This window comes from Lachnoanaerobaculum sp. OBRC5-5 (genome assembly GCF_000296385.1).
GTDB lineage: Bacteria > Bacillota > Clostridia > Lachnospirales > Lachnospiraceae > Lachnoanaerobaculum.
Genome location: NZ_JH815185.1, coordinates 2,580,210 through 2,601,122, shown reverse-complemented (window position 1 = coordinate 2,601,122; position 20,913 = coordinate 2,580,210). Strand labels below are relative to the sequence as shown.

The 20,913-nt window shown below is 38.7% G+C and carries 23 protein-coding genes; all 23 read right to left on the bottom strand.

What is annotated here, in order from left to right; all coding sequences use genetic code 11:
• Positions 1-44 precede the first annotated feature (44 nt).
• The 23 genes from HMPREF1135_RS12005 to HMPREF1135_RS11895 all read right to left on the bottom strand — a co-directional run bounded on the left by HMPREF1135_RS12005 (position 45) and on the right by HMPREF1135_RS11895 (position 20,866).
• Positions 45-941, bottom strand: coding sequence for a magnesium transporter CorA family protein (locus HMPREF1135_RS12005; protein ID WP_007595555.1), 897 nt, complete (start codon positions 939-941; stop codon positions 45-47).
• 30 nt (positions 942-971) lie between these two features.
• Positions 972-1,616, bottom strand: a complete 645-nt coding sequence (locus HMPREF1135_RS12000) for a YigZ family protein (RefSeq protein ID WP_007595553.1) — start codon at positions 1,614-1,616, stop codon at positions 972-974.
• Between the two features lie 64 nt (positions 1,617-1,680).
• On the bottom strand, positions 1,681-2,574 hold the full coding sequence (locus HMPREF1135_RS11995) for a nucleotidyl transferase AbiEii/AbiGii toxin family protein (protein WP_007595551.1): 894 nt from the start codon (positions 2,572-2,574) through the stop codon (positions 1,681-1,683).
• Entirely contained in the window at positions 2,561-3,178 is a 618-nt protein-coding gene (locus HMPREF1135_RS11990; protein WP_007595549.1) for a hypothetical protein, read from the bottom strand. The genes HMPREF1135_RS11995 and HMPREF1135_RS11990 overlap by 14 nt, the downstream gene beginning before the upstream one ends.
• Positions 3,179-3,293: 115 nt before the next feature.
• A complete protein-coding gene (locus HMPREF1135_RS11985) occupies positions 3,294-3,989 on the bottom strand; it encodes a lecithin retinol acyltransferase family protein (RefSeq protein WP_007595547.1) in 696 nt (231 codons plus the stop codon).
• A gap of 86 nt (positions 3,990-4,075) precedes the next feature.
• Positions 4,076-5,323, bottom strand: a complete 1,248-nt coding sequence (gene hflX / locus HMPREF1135_RS11980; protein WP_007595544.1) for a GTPase HflX — start codon at positions 5,321-5,323, stop codon at positions 4,076-4,078.
• 7 nt (positions 5,324-5,330) lie between these two features.
• Positions 5,331-6,176 carry a tetratricopeptide repeat protein gene (locus HMPREF1135_RS11975; RefSeq protein ID WP_007595542.1) on the bottom strand — a complete coding sequence of 282 codons (846 nt, stop codon included), beginning with the start codon at positions 6,174-6,176 and terminating at the stop codon, positions 5,331-5,333.
• A complete protein-coding gene (locus tag HMPREF1135_RS11970) occupies positions 6,148-6,579 on the bottom strand; it encodes a dUTP diphosphatase (protein WP_007595540.1) in 432 nt (143 codons plus the stop codon). Before HMPREF1135_RS11970 ends, HMPREF1135_RS11975 begins: the two co-directional genes overlap by 29 nt.
• 1 nt (position 6,580) lies before the next feature.
• Entirely contained in the window at positions 6,581-7,186 is a 606-nt protein-coding gene (gene scpB, locus HMPREF1135_RS11965) for an SMC-Scp complex subunit ScpB (protein ID WP_007595538.1), read from the bottom strand.
• Entirely contained in the window at positions 7,179-7,973 is a 795-nt protein-coding gene (locus tag HMPREF1135_RS11960) for a segregation and condensation protein A (RefSeq protein WP_007595536.1), read from the bottom strand. The genes scpB and HMPREF1135_RS11960 overlap by 8 nt, the downstream gene beginning before the upstream one ends.
• Before the next feature lie 50 nt (positions 7,974-8,023).
• Complete coding sequence (locus HMPREF1135_RS11955; protein ID WP_007595534.1) at positions 8,024-8,884, bottom strand: metallophosphoesterase; 861 nt, start codon at positions 8,882-8,884, stop codon at positions 8,024-8,026.
• A gap of 7 nt (positions 8,885-8,891) precedes the next feature.
• A complete protein-coding gene (locus HMPREF1135_RS11950) occupies positions 8,892-10,277 on the bottom strand; it encodes a serine hydrolase (protein WP_007595532.1) in 1,386 nt (461 codons plus the stop codon).
• Positions 10,278-10,567: 290 nt separating this feature from the next.
• Positions 10,568-11,749 carry an NAD(P)H-dependent flavin oxidoreductase gene (locus HMPREF1135_RS11945; protein WP_007595530.1) on the bottom strand — a complete coding sequence of 394 codons (1,182 nt, stop codon included), beginning with the start codon at positions 11,747-11,749 and terminating at the stop codon, positions 10,568-10,570.
• A gap of 17 nt (positions 11,750-11,766) precedes the next feature.
• Positions 11,767-13,467, bottom strand: coding sequence for an acetyl-CoA carboxylase carboxyl transferase subunit (locus HMPREF1135_RS11940; protein ID WP_007595528.1), 1,701 nt, complete (start codon positions 13,465-13,467; stop codon positions 11,767-11,769).
• Between the two features lie 24 nt (positions 13,468-13,491).
• A complete protein-coding gene (locus HMPREF1135_RS11935; RefSeq protein ID WP_007595525.1) occupies positions 13,492-14,835 on the bottom strand; it encodes an acetyl-CoA carboxylase biotin carboxylase subunit in 1,344 nt (447 codons plus the stop codon).
• Positions 14,836-15,261 carry a 3-hydroxyacyl-ACP dehydratase FabZ gene (fabZ, locus tag HMPREF1135_RS11930; protein ID WP_007595523.1) on the bottom strand — a complete coding sequence of 142 codons (426 nt, stop codon included), beginning with the start codon at positions 15,259-15,261 and terminating at the stop codon, positions 14,836-14,838.
• Between the two features lie 5 nt (positions 15,262-15,266).
• Entirely contained in the window at positions 15,267-15,701 is a 435-nt protein-coding gene (gene accB / locus HMPREF1135_RS11925) for an acetyl-CoA carboxylase biotin carboxyl carrier protein (protein ID WP_007595521.1), read from the bottom strand.
• Positions 15,702-15,705: 4 nt separating this feature from the next.
• Entirely contained in the window at positions 15,706-16,941 is a 1,236-nt protein-coding gene (gene fabF / locus HMPREF1135_RS11920; RefSeq protein WP_007595519.1) for a beta-ketoacyl-ACP synthase II, read from the bottom strand.
• A 39-nt stretch (positions 16,942-16,980) separates the two neighbouring features.
• The gene (gene fabG, locus HMPREF1135_RS11915) at positions 16,981-17,727 is read right to left on the bottom strand and encodes a 3-oxoacyl-[acyl-carrier-protein] reductase (protein WP_007595517.1); all 747 of its coding nucleotides are present in this window, start codon (positions 17,725-17,727) and stop codon (positions 16,981-16,983) included.
• Positions 17,724-18,641: an ACP S-malonyltransferase gene (gene fabD, locus HMPREF1135_RS11910; RefSeq protein WP_007595515.1), complete on the bottom strand. Its 918-nt coding sequence runs from the start codon at positions 18,639-18,641 to the stop codon at positions 17,724-17,726. Before fabD ends, fabG begins: the two co-directional genes overlap by 4 nt.
• A gap of 3 nt (positions 18,642-18,644) precedes the next feature.
• Entirely contained in the window at positions 18,645-19,583 is a 939-nt protein-coding gene (gene fabK, locus HMPREF1135_RS11905) for an enoyl-[acyl-carrier-protein] reductase FabK (protein WP_007595513.1), read from the bottom strand.
• A 49-nt stretch (positions 19,584-19,632) separates the two neighbouring features.
• Positions 19,633-19,869, bottom strand: coding sequence for an acyl carrier protein (gene acpP, locus HMPREF1135_RS11900; protein ID WP_007595511.1), 237 nt, complete (start codon positions 19,867-19,869; stop codon positions 19,633-19,635).
• A 55-nt stretch (positions 19,870-19,924) separates the two neighbouring features.
• Positions 19,925-20,866 carry a beta-ketoacyl-ACP synthase III gene (locus tag HMPREF1135_RS11895; protein WP_007595510.1) on the bottom strand — a complete coding sequence of 314 codons (942 nt, stop codon included), beginning with the start codon at positions 20,864-20,866 and terminating at the stop codon, positions 19,925-19,927.
• Positions 20,867-20,913: the final 47 nt, after the last annotated feature.

Sequence of the window (20,913 nt, the reverse complement as noted above, 5' to 3'; positions counted from 1 at the left end):
GTTACATTAGTCATTCTTTTTGACTGATATAACTATTATCTTTATTAAAGTTTCTTCCAAATAAATTTCCACATCGCCCATAACAAAACTGCGGTAATAACACTTATAATTATCCATCCGCCTTCCACTTTTGCCAGTGGCAGATCCACATTCATACCGAAAAATCCTGAAATCACTGTAGGTATTGTCATAAGAAGCGACCATATGGTCATAATACGCATAGTCTCATTCAACTTTATATTTATCAAATTGTTGTACATACCGCTCATCTGCTCCACTATGCTTGTCGCCATCTCGGCCATATCGCTTGCCTGCTTGGCCTCTATGTATGCATCCTCAAGTTCTTCCTTTTCGGCTTCACTACATTTTTTAATTGCCGAGGTTATCCTCATCTGCCTTATTGCCACCACATTCTGTCTTGTTGCGGCACCGAGGTAGATAAGACCGACCTCAAGGTCCGAGAGATCCCAGATACCCTGATTATTTGTATTCATTCTGAGTCTTCTGTTAAGATGCAGTCTCTCTTCATTGAGCTTATCAAGTATCGGTAAAAATGAGTCCGATATAACGAAAAGACTTAAAAACAAAAGCATCATCGGACTGCTTGCCTCTTCCGCCTGTATATACTTTTCAATAAGCGGAACTATATAGTTCGTGTCATATGTAACGAACATAAATATGCTTTCTGAATTTACAAAAAACTTTATTGACCTTGTCTCATAATGTCCGTTGTTTTGTGTAAATGCCGGCACATGTATTACTACAAGCAGATTTTTTCCGTCATATTCCACTCTGGCTCTTTCATTTGAGTCAAGAACATACTCCGCCATTTCCTCCGTTAATTCAAATTTTGTTTCCAAAGTCTCCACATCGGCAATATTACTGACATCTACGACTCTCCAATAATACTTTTTTCCCTCTTCTCCCAAATATAACTGCATTTATCAAACCTCTGAGTATATTAACCTTTTCTATTTGTATTCTTTATACCATTTATCGTCTACGGTAATATATTTTATCTTTTCAATAAGTAATTGTTCTATATTGGCATTGGTCTCTTCCACAAGCTTCTTTTGAAGTCTTTCGCAAGTCTCTTTTTCAAATATCAGACTTATTGTTACCATCTCATCAAATACGGTATCTTCTATAACTATATTTTCACTGTCTGCTATATATTTTATTTTTCCGTAAAAATCATATCCGAATTTATACTGTACTCTGAAACCGTCTCTGATCTCTCCTGTTTTCGTATTGGCAAGCGCCTCTATAACCGCCCCCTGATAAGCACGTATAAGTCCGCCCACACCAAGTAAGGTGCCTCCGAAATATCTCGTAACCACCGCCACTATATCAAAATAACCTTGATTTTCCAGTACTTCCATCATGGGCATTCCGGCACTTCTTTGCGGTTCACCGTCATCAGAACATTTTTTCTTATTTCCGTCTTCTCCTATAATATATGCATAGCAATTGTGCCTGGCATCATAGTATTTTTTCTTTATTTTATCTATAAATTCAAGTGCCTCTTCTTCAGAGCTTACCATAGCAATATTTGCTATAAATCTTGATTTCTTTTCTACAATCTCGGCTTCATTATTTTCCAGAATGATTTTCATAGACCTTATCTCCTGTTTTCACCAAGGTATTATAACAAATGTTTGAGGAAATAAAAAGATGACGCTAGAATACATTCAACTTTAATACTCTTTCTATACCATTTTCTATCGCTTCATCATATGTTATATTCTCATATAACAACTTACTTGTTATATTATTGTAATCCGATTCAAATACTCTTTTATCTATTATTTTTTTTAATATCTCTGCTATATTGTTTTCAAGTTGTGCTGAAGGATTATTTTTTGAAAGCATCCTATCTTTTCTGACATTTCCAATTAACTCATAAAACCTATTATCAAACTTTATATTTGGAATTATTTTTGCGATATCATATAGATGTCTTGAATGTCTATTTACATTACCTAGAAGCGTATAGTCGCAGACTGCAAAGATTTTATCAATGAATGTTCTATTTAAGTCCTGTACATGTATTGTACAATTTAGTTTTTTTGTCTCATTTATTTCTATTTTTCTTCTTTCACAAAACTTTCCTATTATTGAACTGACTTTAAGAAATTCTGTGGGATAAGATGTTTGGTAAAAGCTTGTTTCTACTATAATTTCCGGCTGAATATTACTAAACAGAGACTCATACTCAAAAACATATTTATTATAACTGTATCCCGACATAATATCTCTTTCATTAGTAAGAACAAGCCCAATACTTTTTGCTATATGGTTTACAATATAACTTGCTGACTTCTTTTCCGACTCTGTTATCTTTCTACTCATAGATAAATCTATATCTTCTGAAAACCTGTTTATCAAATCATATACTTTTGATAGCGAGGTTCCTCCCTTAAAGACGAATGGCAGTTCACTGTCAGACAGTTTTAAAAGAAATATGGACTGTATAGTATCCTTCTCAACCATTTGTACACTCCTGTTTTCTTCGGTTGCAACAATCTTTATAATTTCAGCCCACCTTTCCTTTTGATTCTCATACCAATTCACTCATCACACCCCCTTCATATATATTTCTATAAACTTTATCCGGATAAAACGGCAAATATTCTTTTACTATTTTAAAGTCTACATTATTTATATCTACAAACTTTTTTATTTTTCTAATCTTTTCATCGTCTGAAATCTCACAATACTTATCTATTTCAGACATCAAATCCAAAAATTGTAATGACGCCCTATTCTCTTCATTAACCTCTTTAACCGGCCTATATATAATTAAAGTATTCCCATCAACTTCCTGTCTCCTATATCCGGTAGTTGCCTCATTACTACATATCTCATAGCATGAGGGATTTTGTGTAGTAAATCCATATTGGTTAGCAAGCTGAAGACCTTTTATATATCCTTTTGTTTCCTGATTTGTCTGAATGTACTTTTTTTCTATATATTTATCTATAGAAATTCTTCCTTTAGTCCCTAATATAGTTGTATATGGTAAATAGTATACACCATTATATAATCTTTCCAAATTACCGTTATCCACAAGCTTCTTAATTTGCTGTCTAAGATAATCTTTAGACTTTCCCGGTAATTCACTAAAGAAAATAGGTTCTCCACATTCAAATTTTTCTAAAATATAGTTATATATCATATTCAACCACCTAATATATTTGAACAATTTATTTTCATTTTTATTATACATTGAACTTGAATTAAAATCAAATTAAAAAGCCTCCGGGTCGAAAACCCGAAAGCTCTTAAACTTACTATATTGAAAGTACCATATCCACCTGACGTGAAAAAGATACTCCTGTTTTGCACCAAAGTGCAAAATGCTCACAATTGTTTCTGGTAAAATTGTAGGCTCTTTCTCCAAGCCTTGATTTTGCCCTCTCTATAGTCTCCTCCGGTGAAAACAGATTATACTTTGCTTTAAATAAAAAATCAAATATACCGGTCTGTTCTCTCGGATTTTTATCAAAGTTTGTACTGCTCCTAATTTTTCTTGGCGGACCTCCCGCCTTTGGAAAATGAAGTACAAAATAATCCTCCGACCCTTCTGTAAATTCCTTTAAGTCGGTCTCATATATGCTGACATTCCTGCCGAAATCCTTGGTTTTGTCCGCATAGTGAATGACCTTGCCGTCTCCTATATAAATACCGTAGTGATCGTATAATGCTCTGGATACTCCTATCACATCTCCGGGCTTTAGGAAACTGCCTGAAACCAATCTTTCAAATTTCTCTTCCATAGCACTCATTGTACCGGTAGCTTTTCTTATATTATTTTTATCAAGAATCCTTGCATGTCCGTCAAGAAGACTGTACTGCAATCTATAGCCCATTTCTTCTCTTTTATCTCTCCAAAAATGTTGCTTACCGCAAATTTTCTCTTCTCTGTTCGGTCTGTCACCACCGGTTCCCATCAACATCTTACCGGCAATCAAAAGTGCTAATAACATATCCACTCCAAGTAATATATAACATTTTACCAAGTTAGGCTTTACTAAGTTAGGTAATACTAATATATATTACATGTATGGATTTTTCAAGTGGAAACTACTTTTCCGAAGATTTCAGCCGGAATATATGCTTTTATACGGATTCCTTCATCAATATATTCTTCACTGAGGATTTCACCGAATTTTCTGACAATTGCTATTTTACCGGCATCCTTATACGGGAATACATGCTCAAGATAAACTCTTTGCTTTTGTAATATATCTTCAACAGTCTTTTTTAAATCCTCTATACCCACTCCGGTCTTTGCCGACATCTTTAAAACTTTATCCGCATGGAAATCTCTTGGAAGTTCCATATTTTCTTCCATCAGATCCGTCTTATTAAATACGGTAATTATATCTTTATCAACTACATCAAGGCTTCTGAGTGTGTCGTATACCACCAGCATCTGTGATGATGCCTCTTCATTTGAAGCGTCCACCATATGTATCAGAAGATTTGCATACTTTGCCTCTTCCAGAGTGGATTTGAATGCTTCTATAAGATGATGCGGAAGTTTTCTTATAAAACCTACAGTATCCGTTACCAGTATTTCCTGACCGCTTCCAAGTTTTAACTTTCTTGTAGTAGGATCTAGAGTTGCAAAAAGCTTATCCTCCGCCAAAATATTTGCATCTGTAAGCTTATTAAGCAAAGTGGATTTTCCGGCATTGGTATATCCCACTATTGCCACATTAAAGGCAAGGTTTTCATCTCTGGATTTTCTTATCAGCTCTCTGTGATTTTCAACCTTTTTAAGTTCCGCTTTCAACTGTGAAATTCTCTCATGGATAAGTCTTCTGTCCATCTCAAGCTTTTTCTCTCCCGGACCTCTGGTTCCTATACCTCCACCAAGTCTTGAAAGACTGCTTCTAAGTCCTACCAATCTTGCTGCAGAAAATTTCAGCTGTGCCAACTCAACCTGAATCTTTCCTTCACTTGTTGTTGCTCTTTTTGCAAATATATCCAGGATTACCATTGTTCTGTCCATTACCTTGGTGTCCAAAAGATCCTCAAGATTTCTAAGCTGTGCAGGTGTGAGCTCGTCATCGCATACCACACCTGTAGCTCCAAGCTCTATAACTCTGTCTTTGACTTCCTCTATCTTACCCTTTCCTATATAGGTACCCGGGTGCATCCTCTCTCTCGATTGTATAATACTCTCAAGCACTGTTGCGCCTGCAGTATCCACAAGCTCTGCCAGCTCTTTCATGGATTCCTTTGTATCGTCACCCACATCAACTCCCAGCAGAATTACCTTTTCAACTATTTCTTTTGTTTCATATGTACTCATATACTACCTATCTGATTCTTGACTTTAAAAAAGCCACTTCATGAGAAACCGCCTCGTCCTCACCGTATTTTAAAATATATGCATTGAAGCATTCCAAAGCCTTGTCATAGTCACTCACATATTCATAACATGAGCCCTTTGAAAACATCAAAGACTTTAATGTCTCATCGTCATGTGCACTTAAAGTCTTATTTTCCAAAAGTGCCATGCCCTCTTCAACGGCTTCAAGTGCCTTTTCATAATCTTCTCTCTTTGACATATGCTTTGCATAGACAGCCAGCACCTTGGCATTTTTTCTGTTGGTTTCTTTTAACTGATTTTCTAAGAATTCCTCGGCCTTATCAAGATATGATGAATCTGAACTCTTATCATACATATCCTCATAATACTGTACTATACTGATACCCGCATTTATATGAAGTTCACTTCTGTCATCAAGGCTCTCCGCCTTATCATACATTGCCGTAGCATCTGCTATTTCTATATCCATATCTATATTGCAAAGCTTCGTATATATTATGGCCAGCATGTCCAAGTATTCCGTTCTTTCTTCATCTGCAGATATAAGAAGTCTGTATGTATGTTCGGCCGCCTTGTAATCACCTGCTTTGTACTCGGCTTCCGCTCTGTATCTGAGTATATCTATTTCAAGACCTCTGATATTTTTGCTTCCATGCACACCTATCGCCTTATCAAAGACTTCCACCGCTTGTGCATATTTCCCCTCTTCAAGCAAGGCCTTACCACTTTCAAAGTATTTCTTTTCATTTGCGGCACAACCGCTTAGTAAAACAAGAGATAATATACCTGATACAAATATCTTTTTAATTTTTCCCTGTACTGCCAAAGCCACCTCTGTCTACTCCATCCAATTTTTTCACTTCTTCAAATTCAAATGCATCCTGATGCTTTATTATTCTGAACTGGCATATTCTGTCATTTACTTCTATAACGGTATCTCTCATAGCCAATGCGGGAAATCTCCATTCATCATTATCACCGCAGTATGACTCGTCAATTACTCCCATAGAATTTGTCTGTAATATTCCGAAGTTTTTGAAAGTTGAACTTCTCGGTACCACCAACGCTTCATATCCGAGCGGCAATTCCATTCCCACTCCGAGCCTGATAAGCTTATAATCTCCCGACTTCATCTCAACTCTTTCAGCGGCTCTTAAGTCTATCCAGTCACTTTTTCCGTCTATGAATTTCAGTTTTTCAATATCCTCACTGAAATATTTTATCTTTATCTTCATATTAATTATCTTCCCCAACTCCGTTTACTTCACTTTCAAAGCCGAACTTCCAGCCTGTCTCTTCCTCCACCTCATGCACTATCTCGGCTTCAAGATCCGAATTGAGCCTTGGCAATGATTCTTTTGACTCCACTCCGAATCTTCTTAAGAATTCTTCGGTAGTTGCAAACTGTGAAGGTCTTCCGGGTGCATCAAGTTTTCCGGCTTCATACACAAGTCCGAACTCTACCAATCTGCTGACCACATGGTCCGATGATACGCCTCTTATGCGCTCTATTTCAGCCTTTGTAATAGGCTGCTTATATGCGATAATTGATAATGTCTCAAGCAGGGCATCGGTAAGTACCTGCTTTTTGGGTGTCTTACATACCTTTATAAGTTGTTCATAGTACTCTGTCTTTGTACACATCTGAACACAATCCCCCAAATCAATTATCTGTATTCCTCTGTTATCATTATTATACTTTGCTTTTAAAGATTCGAGATTTTGAATTACTTCACTCTCTTTCATATCAAGAGCGGCACATAATTGTCTTATTTCTACAGATGTTCCCAAGGCAAAAAGTATCGCCTCTATTGCCGCTTCTGTTTTACTCAATTTAGCCATCTAATATATCGCTTAGATCCAGCGTCTCCTCCTTTCCCTCTTCCTCCAAAGTTTCTATTTGCATTTCTCCAAAAGTCTCCTCCTGTAAAAGAGCTATTTTGCCTATTTTCATAAGTTCAAGTACACTTAAAAATGTAACCACAACTTCAAGCTTGGTTGCCTGGCTTTCAAGTAAAGATCTGAAAGTAAATTTTCTATGCTTTCTGGCATATCCCATAACCTCCGTTATCTTGGTTTCCAAAGATACAGGTTCCTTTTTTATGGTACCGAAATTACTCCTTACCTTATCAATCCTGTTTTCCTTTTGCTTCATTACACGGTCAAATACTTCTTTTAACTTGTGCAGATTTAAACCGCCGAAAAGCTCATCCAAGTTTACAGGCTCCTTGTACTCTTCCACCTCTGCAGGAATACTCGGCTCCTTAAAAAGGATTTTTTCGGCGTCAAAATATCTTCCGGCAAGTTCATTTGCCATCATCTTGTATTTTTTATATTCCAAAAGTCTTGCCACAAGCTCTGCTCTCGGGTCTATGATTTCCTTTGTTTCCTCATCCTCCTCAAGCGGTAAAAGCATCTTAGCTTTTATATCAAGAAGCGTGGTCGCCATTACAATAAATTCGCTCATCAAGTCAAGGTCATCGGTTTCCAGCTCGTTCATATAGTTTAAATACTGCTCTGTTATACTCACAATCGGAATATCATATATATCTATTCTATCCCTTTCTATAAGATATAAGAGCAAATCAAGCGGTCCTTCAAACCTCTCCAATTTGTATGAAATCTCCATACTCACCTCTCAAATATAAATATCACTCAACCTTACTATTGTACCAAATTTCAAGATTTATTGCGACACTTAAGATTAATCACAATCAGCTCCGACATATCATTTAATCTTATATTGATACTGTGAGTTCCAAGTCCCGCTCCGATTATCTGAATCATACTTCCGACTTTTTTTATTCCTACAACCAATCTGTTAAAGAAATGAAACTGCGGTGTCATCACGCCTATACCGCCCGGAAGCCTTATCGTTCCACCGTGAAAATGCCCTGCAAGTGCCAAATCCACATGACTGTCTGCATAGTCTTTTACAAACAGGGGTGAATGTGCCAATAAAATATTAAACTTTGATTCGTCTATACTTATGCGTTTATTTATATAACCGGAATCCAGAGGCTTTTTAAATCTTCTCAAATAATATTTTCTCTCAAGGTCCAATCCGTGAACACATATATTATCATCCAAATCACAGCTTTTATTTGAAAGATACACTATCCCCATATCCTCCATTATCTGCTTATATTGCCTGTAATTTAATCCGAATTTATTCTCACTAAGTCTTTGTTCATGATTTCCGTTGGCATATATACATTTATACTTACTTGAAAGCCTTTTTAAAAGAGGCAGGACATTTTCTATACCCAGTCTGCTCTTTACGGTTATCATATCACCGCCTATAAGCACCAAGTCCGGCGATATGTCCTCTATAGCTGAAAATAGCTTCTCATTGTTTTTTCCGAAACTGTTATTGTGTAAATCTGTTAAAAAGACTATTTTCTTTTCACTCTCAATCTTTTCACTGCTTATATTATATTGTACTGTTTTAAAGTTCTTTCTTTCATAAAAAGAACGGAGCAGCAAGGAAATACTCCCCACTGCTCCCAATCCTATAATTTTAGAAAATATATTTTTCATCAAACTCCTAGCTTACCCAAACTCCGTCACTGTTTAAAGTGTATCCGTCAGGTGTGGTGGTATTTGTCAACATTTTACCATCACTTCCCAAATAATACCATAGTCCGTTGTACTTAAGCCAGCCTGAAGAATTCATAGCTCCCGAATCCTCCATAAAATACCAAGATCCGCTTGTATCCTGTCTCCAGCCTTTTGCCATTTTGCCGTCCGCATCAAACCAGTATTTTTTTCCGTTAATATTTAAAACTTCAGCTCTTGCACTTGTTTTATCTGATTTTACATAAAACCAGCTTCCGTTGCTCTCTTTCCAACCTATATCCGGCGCCATACCTGGACCGTAGTTTTCAGCTCTTACATCAGATGTGGCAATTGACTTCGGTGCGGCATCAACTTTTGCACTGTCCGCATTTGTTACCTGAGCTTGCTGTGCCGATTCCGTTCTTGCAACAACTTCCTTTTTTGCGGCCTGCACTGCGGCACCTGTAATACTCTTTTTCACACTTACATCTTTTGATGCAATATCCACACCGCCTGTTGAAGCTATCGCAAAGCCGTAGTCAAGTAAGGCTCTTGTGTCGGTATAATGAGTTCCCTGACTCTTAAGTATTACAACTACCAGTCTTACACCGTTTCTCTCCGCACATGTTACCAAAGTATTTCCGGCACTCTTTGTATATCCGGTCTTTCCGCCTATAACACCCGGATAATATCTGTTGTCATTGGTCTGAACCATCTTATGATGCATTGCAATTGAAGTGGCGGGGTTTCTCTGAGTTGCGGGGAATGTATAATATCTTGTGCTTGCAATCGCTCTGAAATTAGGATTTCTAAACGCTTCAGCCGCAATCAAAGCCATATCCTTAGCTGTAGTCTTGTGGTTTTGATTGTTCAAACCGCTCGGATTTACAAAATTTGTGTTTTTTGCCCCTATTTCTCTCGCTCTTGCATTCATCATATTTGCAAAGCCCGGTATTGAACCTCCGACATGCTCCGCAAGTCCGTTTGCAACCTCATTTGCCGATGCAAGCATTGTTCCGTAAAGTGCATCTCTTACACTTATTCTGTCACCTTCCACTACACCAAGATTTGTAGCTCCCGATTCCAGATTTGTAGTTGCACTCTTTGAAAACACCACGGTATCATCAAGATCCGCCTGCTCCAAAGCAAGCAATGTTGTCATAATCTTAGTGATCGAGGCAGGGAAAAACTGCTTATTTCCCTCTTTTTCATACAGGAATTCACCTGTATTTGCATTGTAAAGTGCAGCTCCCTGCGATGCTATGTTTGGAGGAGTAGCTGCATGTGTTACCATTCCGTTCCCCGGCGCAAAAGTTATCACACCCACCGACAATAATATCGAAAGGCCGCCGGCTATAATTTTTTCGATTTTCATTTTTTATACTCACTTTAATTTTAAAATTTACCCTCTAATTTATTAATACTATATCACAAATATTGAACATATGTATTAAAATAACCTTACATACCTGTTACTTTATGCTAAACTATATTTTAGAGGTAAAGTATCTTTAACAGTTTAATAAAAACCAATCTGAAAATCAATGAACATCTGTCTTTAAATCTGTCTTATATTTATAATCAAAGGCTACACGCTTTCTTTGACAAAGAACCATTAAATAGAAAAATTCGGACCGCTTAAGGTCCGAATCAAATCTTCATTATTTATTTTTCTGTAAGTTCTTTCATTATATCTTCCACATGCTCAAGCGCTGTTGCTCTGTAAGCATTTGAACCGCAAAAGAGCAATGCATGGCTTTCATCCGAGTTTGCAGCAGAACACAGTGCATCTGTTATACAATACGGTATTGTCTTTCTGTCACATACCGACAATGCCAAACAGTTGTGACAATGTCTTATCGGTATAGGACCGGTCTTCAGTCTGTCCATAAAGTCGTTTCTTATAGCTCTTCCCGGCATACCTACAGGTGATTTTGTGATAACAATATCTTCTTCTTTTGCATCAATATATGTCTGCTTGTAATCATCCGGTGCATCACATTCATATGTGGTAACAAATCTTGTACCCATCTGTACTCCGTCCGCACCCAGACTCATGGCATGCTCCATATCTTCTCTTGTATATATACCGCCTGCCACAAACACAGGAATCTTTTTACCGAACTTTTCTTCATAGATTCTTACTTCCTCTATGATCTCTTTTATTTCGGCATCATATTTTTCTCTTTTATAGTTTTTACTTGCCATAGTGTCGGCGCCAAGCTCGTGAAGCTCATCATAGGAAAATCCCAGATGTCCGCCTGCAAGCGGTCCTTCTATTACTACGGCATCAGCTGTGGTGTTATATTTTCTGTCCCACATCTTTAAAATAACTTTTGCACTTTTTCTGCTTGAAACTATCGGTGCAATACAGGTCTTTTTTGCGTTTTCGCTTAAGGCCTGTCCCTTTTCCACAAGCTCCGGCAATTCTATCGGCAGTCCGGCTCCTGATATTATGATATCCGCACCGGCTTTTACGGCTTCTATTACATAGTCCGCATATTTGTTTGTTGCCACCATTATATTAAAGCCTATAAAAGGATTATAGTTTTTTAATTTTTCCAAGAATTTAGAAGCCTGCTTTGAAACCTTAAATCTCCTTTCGAATACTTCCGCCGCTATATCTCTGGCTTTTTGAAGTTCGGTCTTTACGGCACGAAGATTTGCTTCTATAGGATTTTTATAAAAATCATCCTCTCTGAATCCGATCTGTGCTGTTGATATAATTCCCATTCCTCCATTGCCTGCCACATGTGCCGCAAGGGATGAAAGGCTTATTCCTACACCCATACCGCCCTGGATAATGGGATAGAGCAAACTTTTATCTCCTATTTTTAAGAATTCCATATTTCCCTTTCAGCTATTTAAAACTTCCTGAATCTGTTGTATCTGTCCTCTGCAATTTCTTCCTTGGATTTTGAATCAATTTTCTCAAAGAAATCATCGATATTTGAAACCATCTCTTCTATTACAACATACATAGTATCGACAGTCAAAGGTAATTCTTCCTTTATAACTCTGTCTATTACCCCCAAGCCTAAAAGTTCTTTTGAGGTAATCTTCATAACCTCTGCAGCCTCTTTGTTCTTTTTTGCATCTTTATAAAGTATTGAAGCGAAACCTTCAGGTGAAAGTATTGAGTATATTGAATGTTCAAGCATCCAGACTTCATTGGCTACGGCAAGTGCAAGTGCACCTCCCGATCCGCCTTCACCTATTACAACAGATAAAATAGGCACAGTCATATCGCTCATTTCAAAGAGTGCTCTTGCTATTGCCTCGGCCTGCCCCTTCTCCTCGGCTTCTATTCCGCAAAATGCTCCCGGAGTATCCACTATACATATAACCGGCATATTAAACTTCTGCGCATGCTTCATAAGTCTTAGTGCCTTACGATATCCGCTTGGATTCGGCATACCGAAGTTTCTGATTTTATTTTCCTTTATGCTCTTACCTTTTTGCTGGGCTACAACCATTACAGGTTTTCCATAGTAGTTTGCTATGCCGCCGACAATGGCACCGTCATCTCCGGAAAGTCTGTCTCCATGTAGTTCAAAAAAGAAACTGAACAATCTGTCGATATAATCCTTTGCGGTAGGTCTGTCAGGTCTTCTTGATAAGAGTACACTGTCCCAGGCAGTCTTCGGTGCCTTTACCTTCGGTCGCTTCTCTGCGGCCTTTTCGGTATTTTCATCCTGACTTTCCTGACGTGCAACTTTCTTAAATCCTGAAGTATGAGCTCTCAGTATCTTCTTTAAGACGCTTCTTTGCTCCGATCTTTCCACTATAGCATCTATAAAGCCGTGCTCAAGTAAAAACTCTGCACTCTGGAAACCTTCCGGCAGCTTTGTTCCTATAGTCTGTGCAATAACTCTCGGGCCTGCAAATCCTATAAGGGCCTTCGGCTCTGCCAGTATAATATCTCCAAGCATTGCAAATGAAGCACTTACTCCACCCATTGTAGGATCTGTAAGGAAGCTTATAAAAAGTTGTCCTGCCTCATGATGCTTCTTTAACGCGGCCGATGTCTTTGCCATCTGCATAAGTGAAATCATACCTTCCTGCATTCTGGCACCGCCTGAACATGAGAAAATAATAATCGGCATTTTCTCTTTTGTCGCATTTTCTACAGCCGCTGTTATCTTTTCACCTACAACTCTTCCCATAGAAGACATCATAAATCTTGCATCACATACGGCTATAGCTGTTCTTATATTACCTATGGTAGCCTCTCCTGTGACTACAGCTTCATCAAGCTTGCTCTTTTGTCTTTCCTCTTCAAGCTTGATCTCATAGTCGGGGAAATCCAAAGGATTTGATATAGGCATTGTCTTATTCCACTCGATGAAACTTCCGTCATCCACAAGCATTTCTATTCTTCTGTATGCATGAACTCTAAAATATCCGCCGCATTTCGGACATGTATAAAGATTTGACTTTACATCTTCAGCAAAAATCGGCTCTTTACAGATTCTGCACTTTTTCCAAAGTCCCTCCGGGATATCTATCTTTTCACTTTCCGGTTCTATCTTTGCATATGTCTTTTTAAACATATTTCTAAACATGACAACACCTCAAAACTTTCATTGCTACATTTTAAACTGTTTTTCTATAAATGAAGTATCTATATCAGCATCTATAAAGTACGGATTATTAATAATCTCATAGTTAAAATCTATATTTGTATCCACACCTTCTATTACAATTTCACCAAGAGCCGATCTCATCTTTGCAATAGCTTCCTGTCTTGTTTTTCCATGAACTATCAATTTTAAAAGCATGGAATCATAAAAAGGTGATACCGTGTAATCTTCATAAATATGTGTATCTATTCTTACACCGTTACCGCCGGGCAAATGCATGCTCTCAATTCTTCCCGGAGAAGGTGCAAAATTCTTATCTGGGTTTTCGGCATTTATTCTGCACTCTATGGAATGTCCTTCAATCTTCACATCCTTTTGAGTAATTGAAAGCTTCTCTCCCGCAGCTACTCTGATCTGCTCCTTTATAAGATCCATACCGGTGATCATCTCCGTTACAGGATGCTCTACCTGAATTCTTGTATTCATCTCCATAAAGTAGAAGTTTTTATTCTTATCCACCAAAAACTCAATGGTTCCGGCATTCTCATATCCTGCAGCCTTTGCCGCACTTACTGCAGCCTTTCCCATCTTTTCTCTGAGCTTACTGTCAAGAAATACCGACGGTGCCTCTTCCAATACTTTTTGATGTCTTCTTTGTATGGAACAATCTCTTTCACCAAGATGTATTACATTTCCATAGCTGTCCGCCAAAATCTGGAACTCTATATGTCTCGGTCTTTCTATATATTTTTCAATATACATGGAGTCGTCGGAAAATCCCTTAAGTGCCTCCGCTTTTGCAGTCATAAAATTCTCTGCAAAATCATCTTCACTTCTTGATATTCTCATACCCTTTCCACCACCGCCAAGAGCGGCCTTGATCATTACGGGGAAGCCCACTTTCTTTGCAAGCTTTAATGCCTCATTCACATCCTTAACACTTCCGTCAGTTCCCGGTATTACAGGGATATGAGCCTTTTGCATGGTTGCTCTGGCTACGGCCTTATCGCCAAGCTTGGCAATTGTTTCAGATTTAGGTCCGATAAACTTTATTCCTACTTCAGTACAAAGTCTTGCAAATTTTTCATTCTCAGATAAAAATCCGAATCCCGGATGAATGGCCTCGGCACCTGTTGTAACGGCCGCACTGAGTATCCTCTCCATATCCAGATAGCTTTTCATCGCAGGTGCAGGTCCTATACAAATAGCCTCATCTGCAAGCATCGTATGTAAGCTGTCTCTATCCGCCTCGGAATATACGGCAACACTTATAATACCCATTTCTCTAAGTGCTCTGATTATTCTGACTGCAATCTCTCCTCTGTTTGCTATCAATACTTTTCTAAACATTTATTCTCCAATGATAAAGGTAAGTTCGGCATCAACCGCTATCTCACCGTCCACACTCGCTATAGCTTTTCCTATTCCTATTCTTCCTTTTGATCTGATTATCTCACAAGATAATTTAAGCTTATCTCCCGGAACAACTTTTCTTTTGAATTTGGCGGAATTTATAGCTCCGAAATATGCTGTCTTTCCCTTATTCTCAGGTACAGACAATATAGCAACCGCACCTGTCTGTGCCAGTGCCTCTATCATAAGCACACCCGGCATTACAGGCTCCTCGGGAAAATGTCCCAAAAACTGTGACTCATTATATGTTATACATTTATATCCGACACTTTTTTTGCCCGGCTCCAGCTCCTCAATACAGTCAATAAGCAAAAACGGATGTCTGTGAGGTATTATCTCTTGAATTTCCTTAATTCCCAACATATTCTTTACTCCAAAATAAACAGCGGCTGTCCGTACTCTACCACATCCTCATCCTTAACAAGGATTTCCTTTATAACACCGTCAAAATCACTCTCAAGCTCATTCATAAGTTTCATTGCCTCAATAATACCTATTACCTGACCTTTCTTTACTCTGTCACCTACATTTACAAAGCTTGGTGAATCAGGTGAAGGTGCACTGTAGAAAGTTCCTACAAGCGGTGATGTTACGGTATGACCTGCAACCTTTGTGTTCTCTGCCGTGTTTGCAGCTTCAAAACTTACGCTCTGTGCCACCGGTACTGCCTGAACCTCTCCTGCTACAAGTTTTGTTTTATTTTTCTTTATAACTATTTTTTCGGAATCTGTAGCATAGTTTAATGTATCAACATCATTCTTACTTACTGTCTCTATAAGTTTTATAATCTCATCTATTTTCATCTGTTTACTCCACAAATTTTTTTATAACTATACTTGCATTGTGACCGCCAAATCCAAGTGAATTGCTTATTGTTCCGTTCACTTCCACCTCTTTTGACTCTGTCAAAAAGTCCAAATCACACTCAGGATCTTTATTTATAAGTCCTACATTCTTGTGCATAAATCCGTCTTCTATAGACTTTACACATACAATTGCCTCAACACCTCCGGCCGCACCGAGAAGATGTCCTACCATTGACTTTGTAGAGCTTATTCCCACTTTATTTGCATGCTCACCAAGTGCGGTCTTTATTGCTTTGGTCTCAAATAAATCATTGTGATGAGTTCCTGTACCATGTGCATTTACATAGTCAATATCCTCAGGCTTCATACCTGCATCCTTTATTGCAAGCTCCATAGCCTTTGCAGCGCCCGAGCCGTCTTCTGCAGGTGAAGTAATATGGAATGCATCACAGGTTGCACCGTATCCTGCCATCTCGGCATATATATGTGCACCTCTTTTTTTAGCATGCTCAAGTTCTTCTAAAACTAAAACGCCTGCTCCCTCTCCCATGATAAATCCGTTTCTGTCTTTATCAAAAGGTATTGATGCTCTATCCGGATCATCTACTGTATTAAGTGCTGTGAGTGAAGTAAATCCCGCCACACCGATAGGAGTGATGGAGCTTTCCGTACCTCCTGCAAGCATTACATCAGCCTCTCCGTAAACGATGGATCTGAATGCCTCACCTATACAGTTTGTTCCTGTGGCACAAGCCGTTACTACATTTATATTCTTTCCTTTACATCCATAGGCAATCGCTACATTACCTGCCGCCATATTTGAAATCATCATAGGTACCAAAAGAGGTGCCACTCTGCTTGGTCCTTTTTCCAAAAGCTTTCCGTATTCCTTTTCCATAGCCTGCAGCGATCCGATTCCCGATCCTACCGCAACTCCTACCATATAAGGATCTTCCTTTGACATATCAAGCTTTGCATCTTCAATAGCCTCTTTTGTTGCCGCTACTGCAAACTGTGAAAACTGCTCCATTCTTCTGGCAGATTTTGGATCCATATAGTTCTTGGCATCAAAGTCCTTTACTTCAGCTGCAAGCTTTGCCTTATAGTCGGTTGTATCAAAGTATGTTATAGGTCCTATACCGTGTACACCCGCTTTTATATTTTTCCAAAAATCATTGACATTAAGACCTATCGGTGTGATAGCTCCCAATCCTGTAATAACAACTCTTCTTCTCATAGTCACCTCTTTTTTGGTTGTTCTTTCAATCCTTATTAATTACATACTCATTCCGCCATCTATTTTGATGACCTGACCTGTAATATATCTGCCCTCTTCACCGGCAAGGTATGCCACCATATTTGCAATATCCTCTACCTCACCCTGATATCCCAACGGAATAAATGAATTGATTTTTGCCTTGGCATCATCTGTCATGGCATCCGTCATATCTGTTCTTATATATCCCGGTGCTATGGCATTTACGGTAATATTTCTGCTTGCCATCTCTCTTGCTGCAGTCTTTGTCATTCCTATAACTCCTGCCTTTGATGCCGCATAGTTTATCTGTCCTGCATTGCCCATCACACCGCTAACGGAAGAAATATTTATTATTCTTCCGGCTCTTTTCTTAATCATGTATTTTGAAACCACCTGCATGGTATTAAAGCTTCCCTTTAAATTGGTTGCTATTACCGCATCAAACTCTTCAGGTTTCATTCTCATTATCAGATTATCTTTTGTAATACCGGCATTATTTACCAATATATCCACCGCACCGTCCTCTGAAATGATATTTTCAATCATCTGCTTGGTGCTCTCATAATCCGATATATCACATTGGCAGATTTTTGCACTTCCGCCATTATCCTCTATCTCTTTTGCAACACTTTTTGCGGCCTCACTTGATGCCGCATAATTTATATATACCAGTGCTCCGTCAGCTGCCAGTTTCTTTGCTATAGCGGCTCCGATGCCTCTTCCTGCACCTGTTACCAGAGCTGTTTTGCCTTCTAATCTTTTCATTTTGCCTCCAAAATCTGACTACAAACACTTGCCACATCCGCATACTCTTCGATATTGAAGATTTTTACCTCCGGATCAATTTTCTTTACAAAACCTGCCATGGTCTTTCCCGGTCCGATTTCTACAAAGGTGTCAACACCCCATTCAATCATTTTTCTTATGCTCTGTTCCAAATGTACACTTCCGGATACCTGATCTATCAAATTTTTCTTGATATCATTCTTATCTGTAACAATTTGCGCATTGATATTTGCCACATAAGGTATCTGAATATCTCTTATTTCAACACCGTCGAGTACTTTTGAAAGTTTTTCTCCGGCTTCTTTCATAAGTCCTGAGTGAAAAGCACCGCTTACCTTTAAAGGCAGTACTCTTTTTGCTCCGGCTTCTTTTAATTTTTCGCCTGCAAGGGCAACCGCTTCTTCGGTTCCTGATATTACAGTCTGTCCCGGGCAGTTATAATTTGCCACCCAACATCCGTCTATCTCATCAACTACAGACTTGATGGTCTCGTTAGAAAGTGAAAGTACGGCACTCATTGCACCACCCTTTATTTCCGACATATACTGACCTCTTTTGTCCACTACCGAAATGGCATCCTCAGCACTTATAGCACCGCTTAAATACAGTGCTTCATATTCTCCAAGGCTTAAACCTGCACATATATCAGCCTTAAGTCCCGCTTTTTCTACAGCCTTTAACATGGCAATACCTGTTGCCACCATGGCTATCTGTGTATATCTTGTATTGTTTAATTCATCATTTTCTTTGAAAATCAGATCACATGCATCTATCCCCGTGACTGTTTTTACACTGTCAAAAACCGCCCTTGAATCCGCATCATTTTCATAAAAACTCTTGCCCATATTTTGTTTTTGAGCTCCCTGTCCCGGGAATAAAAATGCTATCTTCATAATTTATACTAAGCTCCCTGCATTCTTTAAAAGATTAGTTGCCTCACTCATTATCTCGTCAATGATTTCTTTTGCACTTTGCTTTTTGTTTATAAGTCCTGCTATCTGACCTGCCATAACTGTTCCGTTTACAATATCACCCTCCATAACAGCTTTTCTGAGTGTACCGAGAGTCAAGTACTCAAGTTCCTCAAAACTCTTTCCTTCAGCTTCAAGCTTAGTGTATTCTCTGGTCATGGCATTTCTTAAACTTCTTACCGGATGTCCGTGACTTCTGCCTGTTACGGCCGAATCGATATCCTTTGCGGCAATTACCCTGTCTTTGTAGTTTTCATGTACAATAGACTCATTTGCAACCACAAATCTTGTTCCTATCTGTACAGCCTTTGCTCCAAGCATAAGTGCCGCAGCCAAACCTCTTCCGTCTGCAATACCTCCTGCCGCAATAACAGGAATATTTACCGCATTTACAACCTGTGGAACCAAAGTCATTGTAGTAGCTTCACCTATATGGCCTCCACTTTCGGTACCCTCGGCTACAATGGCGTCAGCTCCGCATCTTTCCATTCTTCTTGCAAGTGCAACACTTGCAACTACGGGAATTACCACTATTCCGGCTTCCTTCCACATCTGCATATACTTCTCAGGTGAGCCTGCGCCTGTAGTAACTACCTTTATACCTTCTTCCACAACTACCTTGGCAATTTCTTCCGCATGAGGTGACATAAGCATTACATTTACTCCAAAAGGCTTATCTGTAAGCTTTCTTGCCTCTCTTATTTCATTTCTTACAACCTCTGCCGGTGCATTTGCCCCGCCAATAAGTCCAAGTCCGCCTGCAGCACTTACCGCTGCAGCCAAATGATGCTCGGCAACCCATGCCATACCGCCTTGAATTATCGGATATTCTATACCTAATAGTTTTGTTATTTCTGTTTGCATTAATTTCCTCTGCCTTTTTAAGAAAACGCCCGTAGGCGTTTTTTATTTTTTATAAATTATCTACGCCCTTGTCCTTAAGGTAATTTACCACATCACCTACAGTTAAAAGCTTCTCTAAATCCTCAGAAGGTATCTCAACACCATAGTTATCCTCAAGTGCCATTACCATCTCAAAAAGGTCAAGTGAATCTGCATTTAAATCATCCTTGAAGCTTGACTCCAATGTGATTTCTGATGCATCGATATTTAACTGCTCTGCAATAATTGATTTCATTTTCTCTGACATAATTTTCTCCATCCTTTTAAATGTTTATTTTATTTATATTTAAGTTGTAAAATAATTACAATCTTAATACACAAGTTCCCCAGGTTAATCCTGCTCCGAATCCACAAAGCAAAATCAAATCACCTTTTTTTGCAATGCCTTTTTTTATTACCTCATCAAGTAGTAAAGGTATACTTCCTGCCGAAGTATTTCCGGTATTTTCCAGATTGTGAGGTAACTTTTCAAGAGGTATATCCAGCTTTTTGGATACGGCCTCAAGTATTCTCAAATTTGCCTGATGTAAAAGATATAAATCTATATCATCCTTATGTACCCCGGCCTTTTGTATAGCCTGTTCAATGCTGTGAGGTACCGTTCTGACAGTGAATTTAAAGACCTCTTGTCCGTCCATTCTTATATATCTGTCATCACCGTAAGAATTATCATACAGTGCAAATCCCTTACTTCCGTCAGCTCCTATATCAAAGCTTAAAAATCCCTCTTCTATATCCGCCTTCTTGAGTACCGCGGCTCCCACACCGTCACCGAAAAGTACACAGGTGGTTCTGTCGGTCCAATCCATCTCTCTTGAAAGTACATCACCGCCTACTACAAGAGCATACTCAATATCCAGAGTATTCATCATTGAATATGCAATACTCAGTGCATATATAAATCCGGAACATGCAGAGCTTACATCCATACATGCACAGTCCTTTGCACCAAGTAGAGGCTGCAACTCACATGCGGTATTTGGGAGTCTCTTATCCTGAGTTGATGTACCCACTATAATAAGTCCCAAATCCTTGCCGTCAATATTTGCAGATTCTAATGCTTCTTTTCCGGCTGCAAATGCCAGACTTACCAGATTTTCATTTTCACCTATGATATGTCTTTTTTTGATTCCGGTTCTTTGGCTGATCCACTCATCACTTGTATCTACGATTTTACTCAAATCATCATTTGTCAAAACCTTAGAAGGCAGCTTTGAGCCTGTTCCTGCAAGTGCTATCTTCATCCTTCATAAGTCCTTTCATAAGACTTTCATCAAAATAAAAAATACTT

What these genes read in the sequence shown, in the direction of transcription:
- HMPREF1135_RS12005 (WP_007595555.1), bottom strand. Translation starts at nt 941, where the DNA reads ATGCAGTTATATTTGGGAGAAGAGGGAAAAAAGTATTATTGGAGAGTC.
- HMPREF1135_RS12000 (WP_007595553.1), bottom strand. Translation starts at nt 1,616, where the DNA reads ATGAAAATCATTCTGGAAAATAATGAAGCCGAGATTGTAGAAAAGAAA.
- HMPREF1135_RS11990 (WP_007595549.1), bottom strand. Translation starts at nt 3,178, where the DNA reads ATGATATATAACTATATTTTAGAAAAATTTGAATGTGGAGAACCTATT.
- HMPREF1135_RS11985 (WP_007595547.1), bottom strand. Translation starts at nt 3,989, where the DNA reads ATGTTATTAGCACTTTTGATTGCCGGTAAGATGTTGATGGGAACCGGT.
- hflX (WP_007595544.1), bottom strand. Translation starts at nt 5,323, where the DNA reads ATGAGTACATATGAAACAAAAGAAATAGTTGAAAAGGTAATTCTGCTG.
- HMPREF1135_RS11970 (WP_007595540.1), bottom strand. Translation starts at nt 6,579, where the DNA reads ATGAAGATAAAGATAAAATATTTCAGTGAGGATATTGAAAAACTGAAA.
- scpB (WP_007595538.1), bottom strand. Translation starts at nt 7,186, where the DNA reads ATGGCTAAATTGAGTAAAACAGAAGCGGCAATAGAGGCGATACTTTTT.
- HMPREF1135_RS11960 (WP_007595536.1), bottom strand. Translation starts at nt 7,973, where the DNA reads ATGGAGATTTCATACAAATTGGAGAGGTTTGAAGGACCGCTTGATTTG.
- HMPREF1135_RS11955 (WP_007595534.1), bottom strand. Translation starts at nt 8,884, where the DNA reads ATGAAAAATATATTTTCTAAAATTATAGGATTGGGAGCAGTGGGGAGT.
- HMPREF1135_RS11950 (WP_007595532.1), bottom strand. Translation starts at nt 10,277, where the DNA reads ATGAAAATCGAAAAAATTATAGCCGGCGGCCTTTCGATATTATTGTCG.
- HMPREF1135_RS11945 (WP_007595530.1), bottom strand. Translation starts at nt 11,749, where the DNA reads ATGGAATTCTTAAAAATAGGAGATAAAAGTTTGCTCTATCCCATTATC.
- HMPREF1135_RS11940 (WP_007595528.1), bottom strand. Translation starts at nt 13,467, where the DNA reads ATGTTTAGAAATATGTTTAAAAAGACATATGCAAAGATAGAACCGGAA.
- HMPREF1135_RS11935 (WP_007595525.1), bottom strand. Translation starts at nt 14,835, where the DNA reads ATGTTTAGAAAAGTATTGATAGCAAACAGAGGAGAGATTGCAGTCAGA.
- fabZ (WP_007595523.1), bottom strand. Translation starts at nt 15,261, where the DNA reads ATGTTGGGAATTAAGGAAATTCAAGAGATAATACCTCACAGACATCCG.
- accB (WP_007595521.1), bottom strand. Translation starts at nt 15,701, where the DNA reads ATGAAAATAGATGAGATTATAAAACTTATAGAGACAGTAAGTAAGAAT.
- fabF (WP_007595519.1), bottom strand. Translation starts at nt 16,941, where the DNA reads ATGAGAAGAAGAGTTGTTATTACAGGATTGGGAGCTATCACACCGATA.
- fabG (WP_007595517.1), bottom strand. Translation starts at nt 17,727, where the DNA reads ATGAAAAGATTAGAAGGCAAAACAGCTCTGGTAACAGGTGCAGGAAGA.
- fabD (WP_007595515.1), bottom strand. Translation starts at nt 18,641, where the DNA reads ATGAAGATAGCATTTTTATTCCCGGGACAGGGAGCTCAAAAACAAAAT.
- fabK (WP_007595513.1), bottom strand. Translation starts at nt 19,583, where the DNA reads ATGCAAACAGAAATAACAAAACTATTAGGTATAGAATATCCGATAATT.
- acpP (WP_007595511.1), bottom strand. Translation starts at nt 19,869, where the DNA reads ATGTCAGAGAAAATGAAATCAATTATTGCAGAGCAGTTAAATATCGAT.
- HMPREF1135_RS11895 (WP_007595510.1), bottom strand. Translation starts at nt 20,866, where the DNA reads ATGAAGATAGCACTTGCAGGAACAGGCTCAAAGCTGCCTTCTAAGGTT.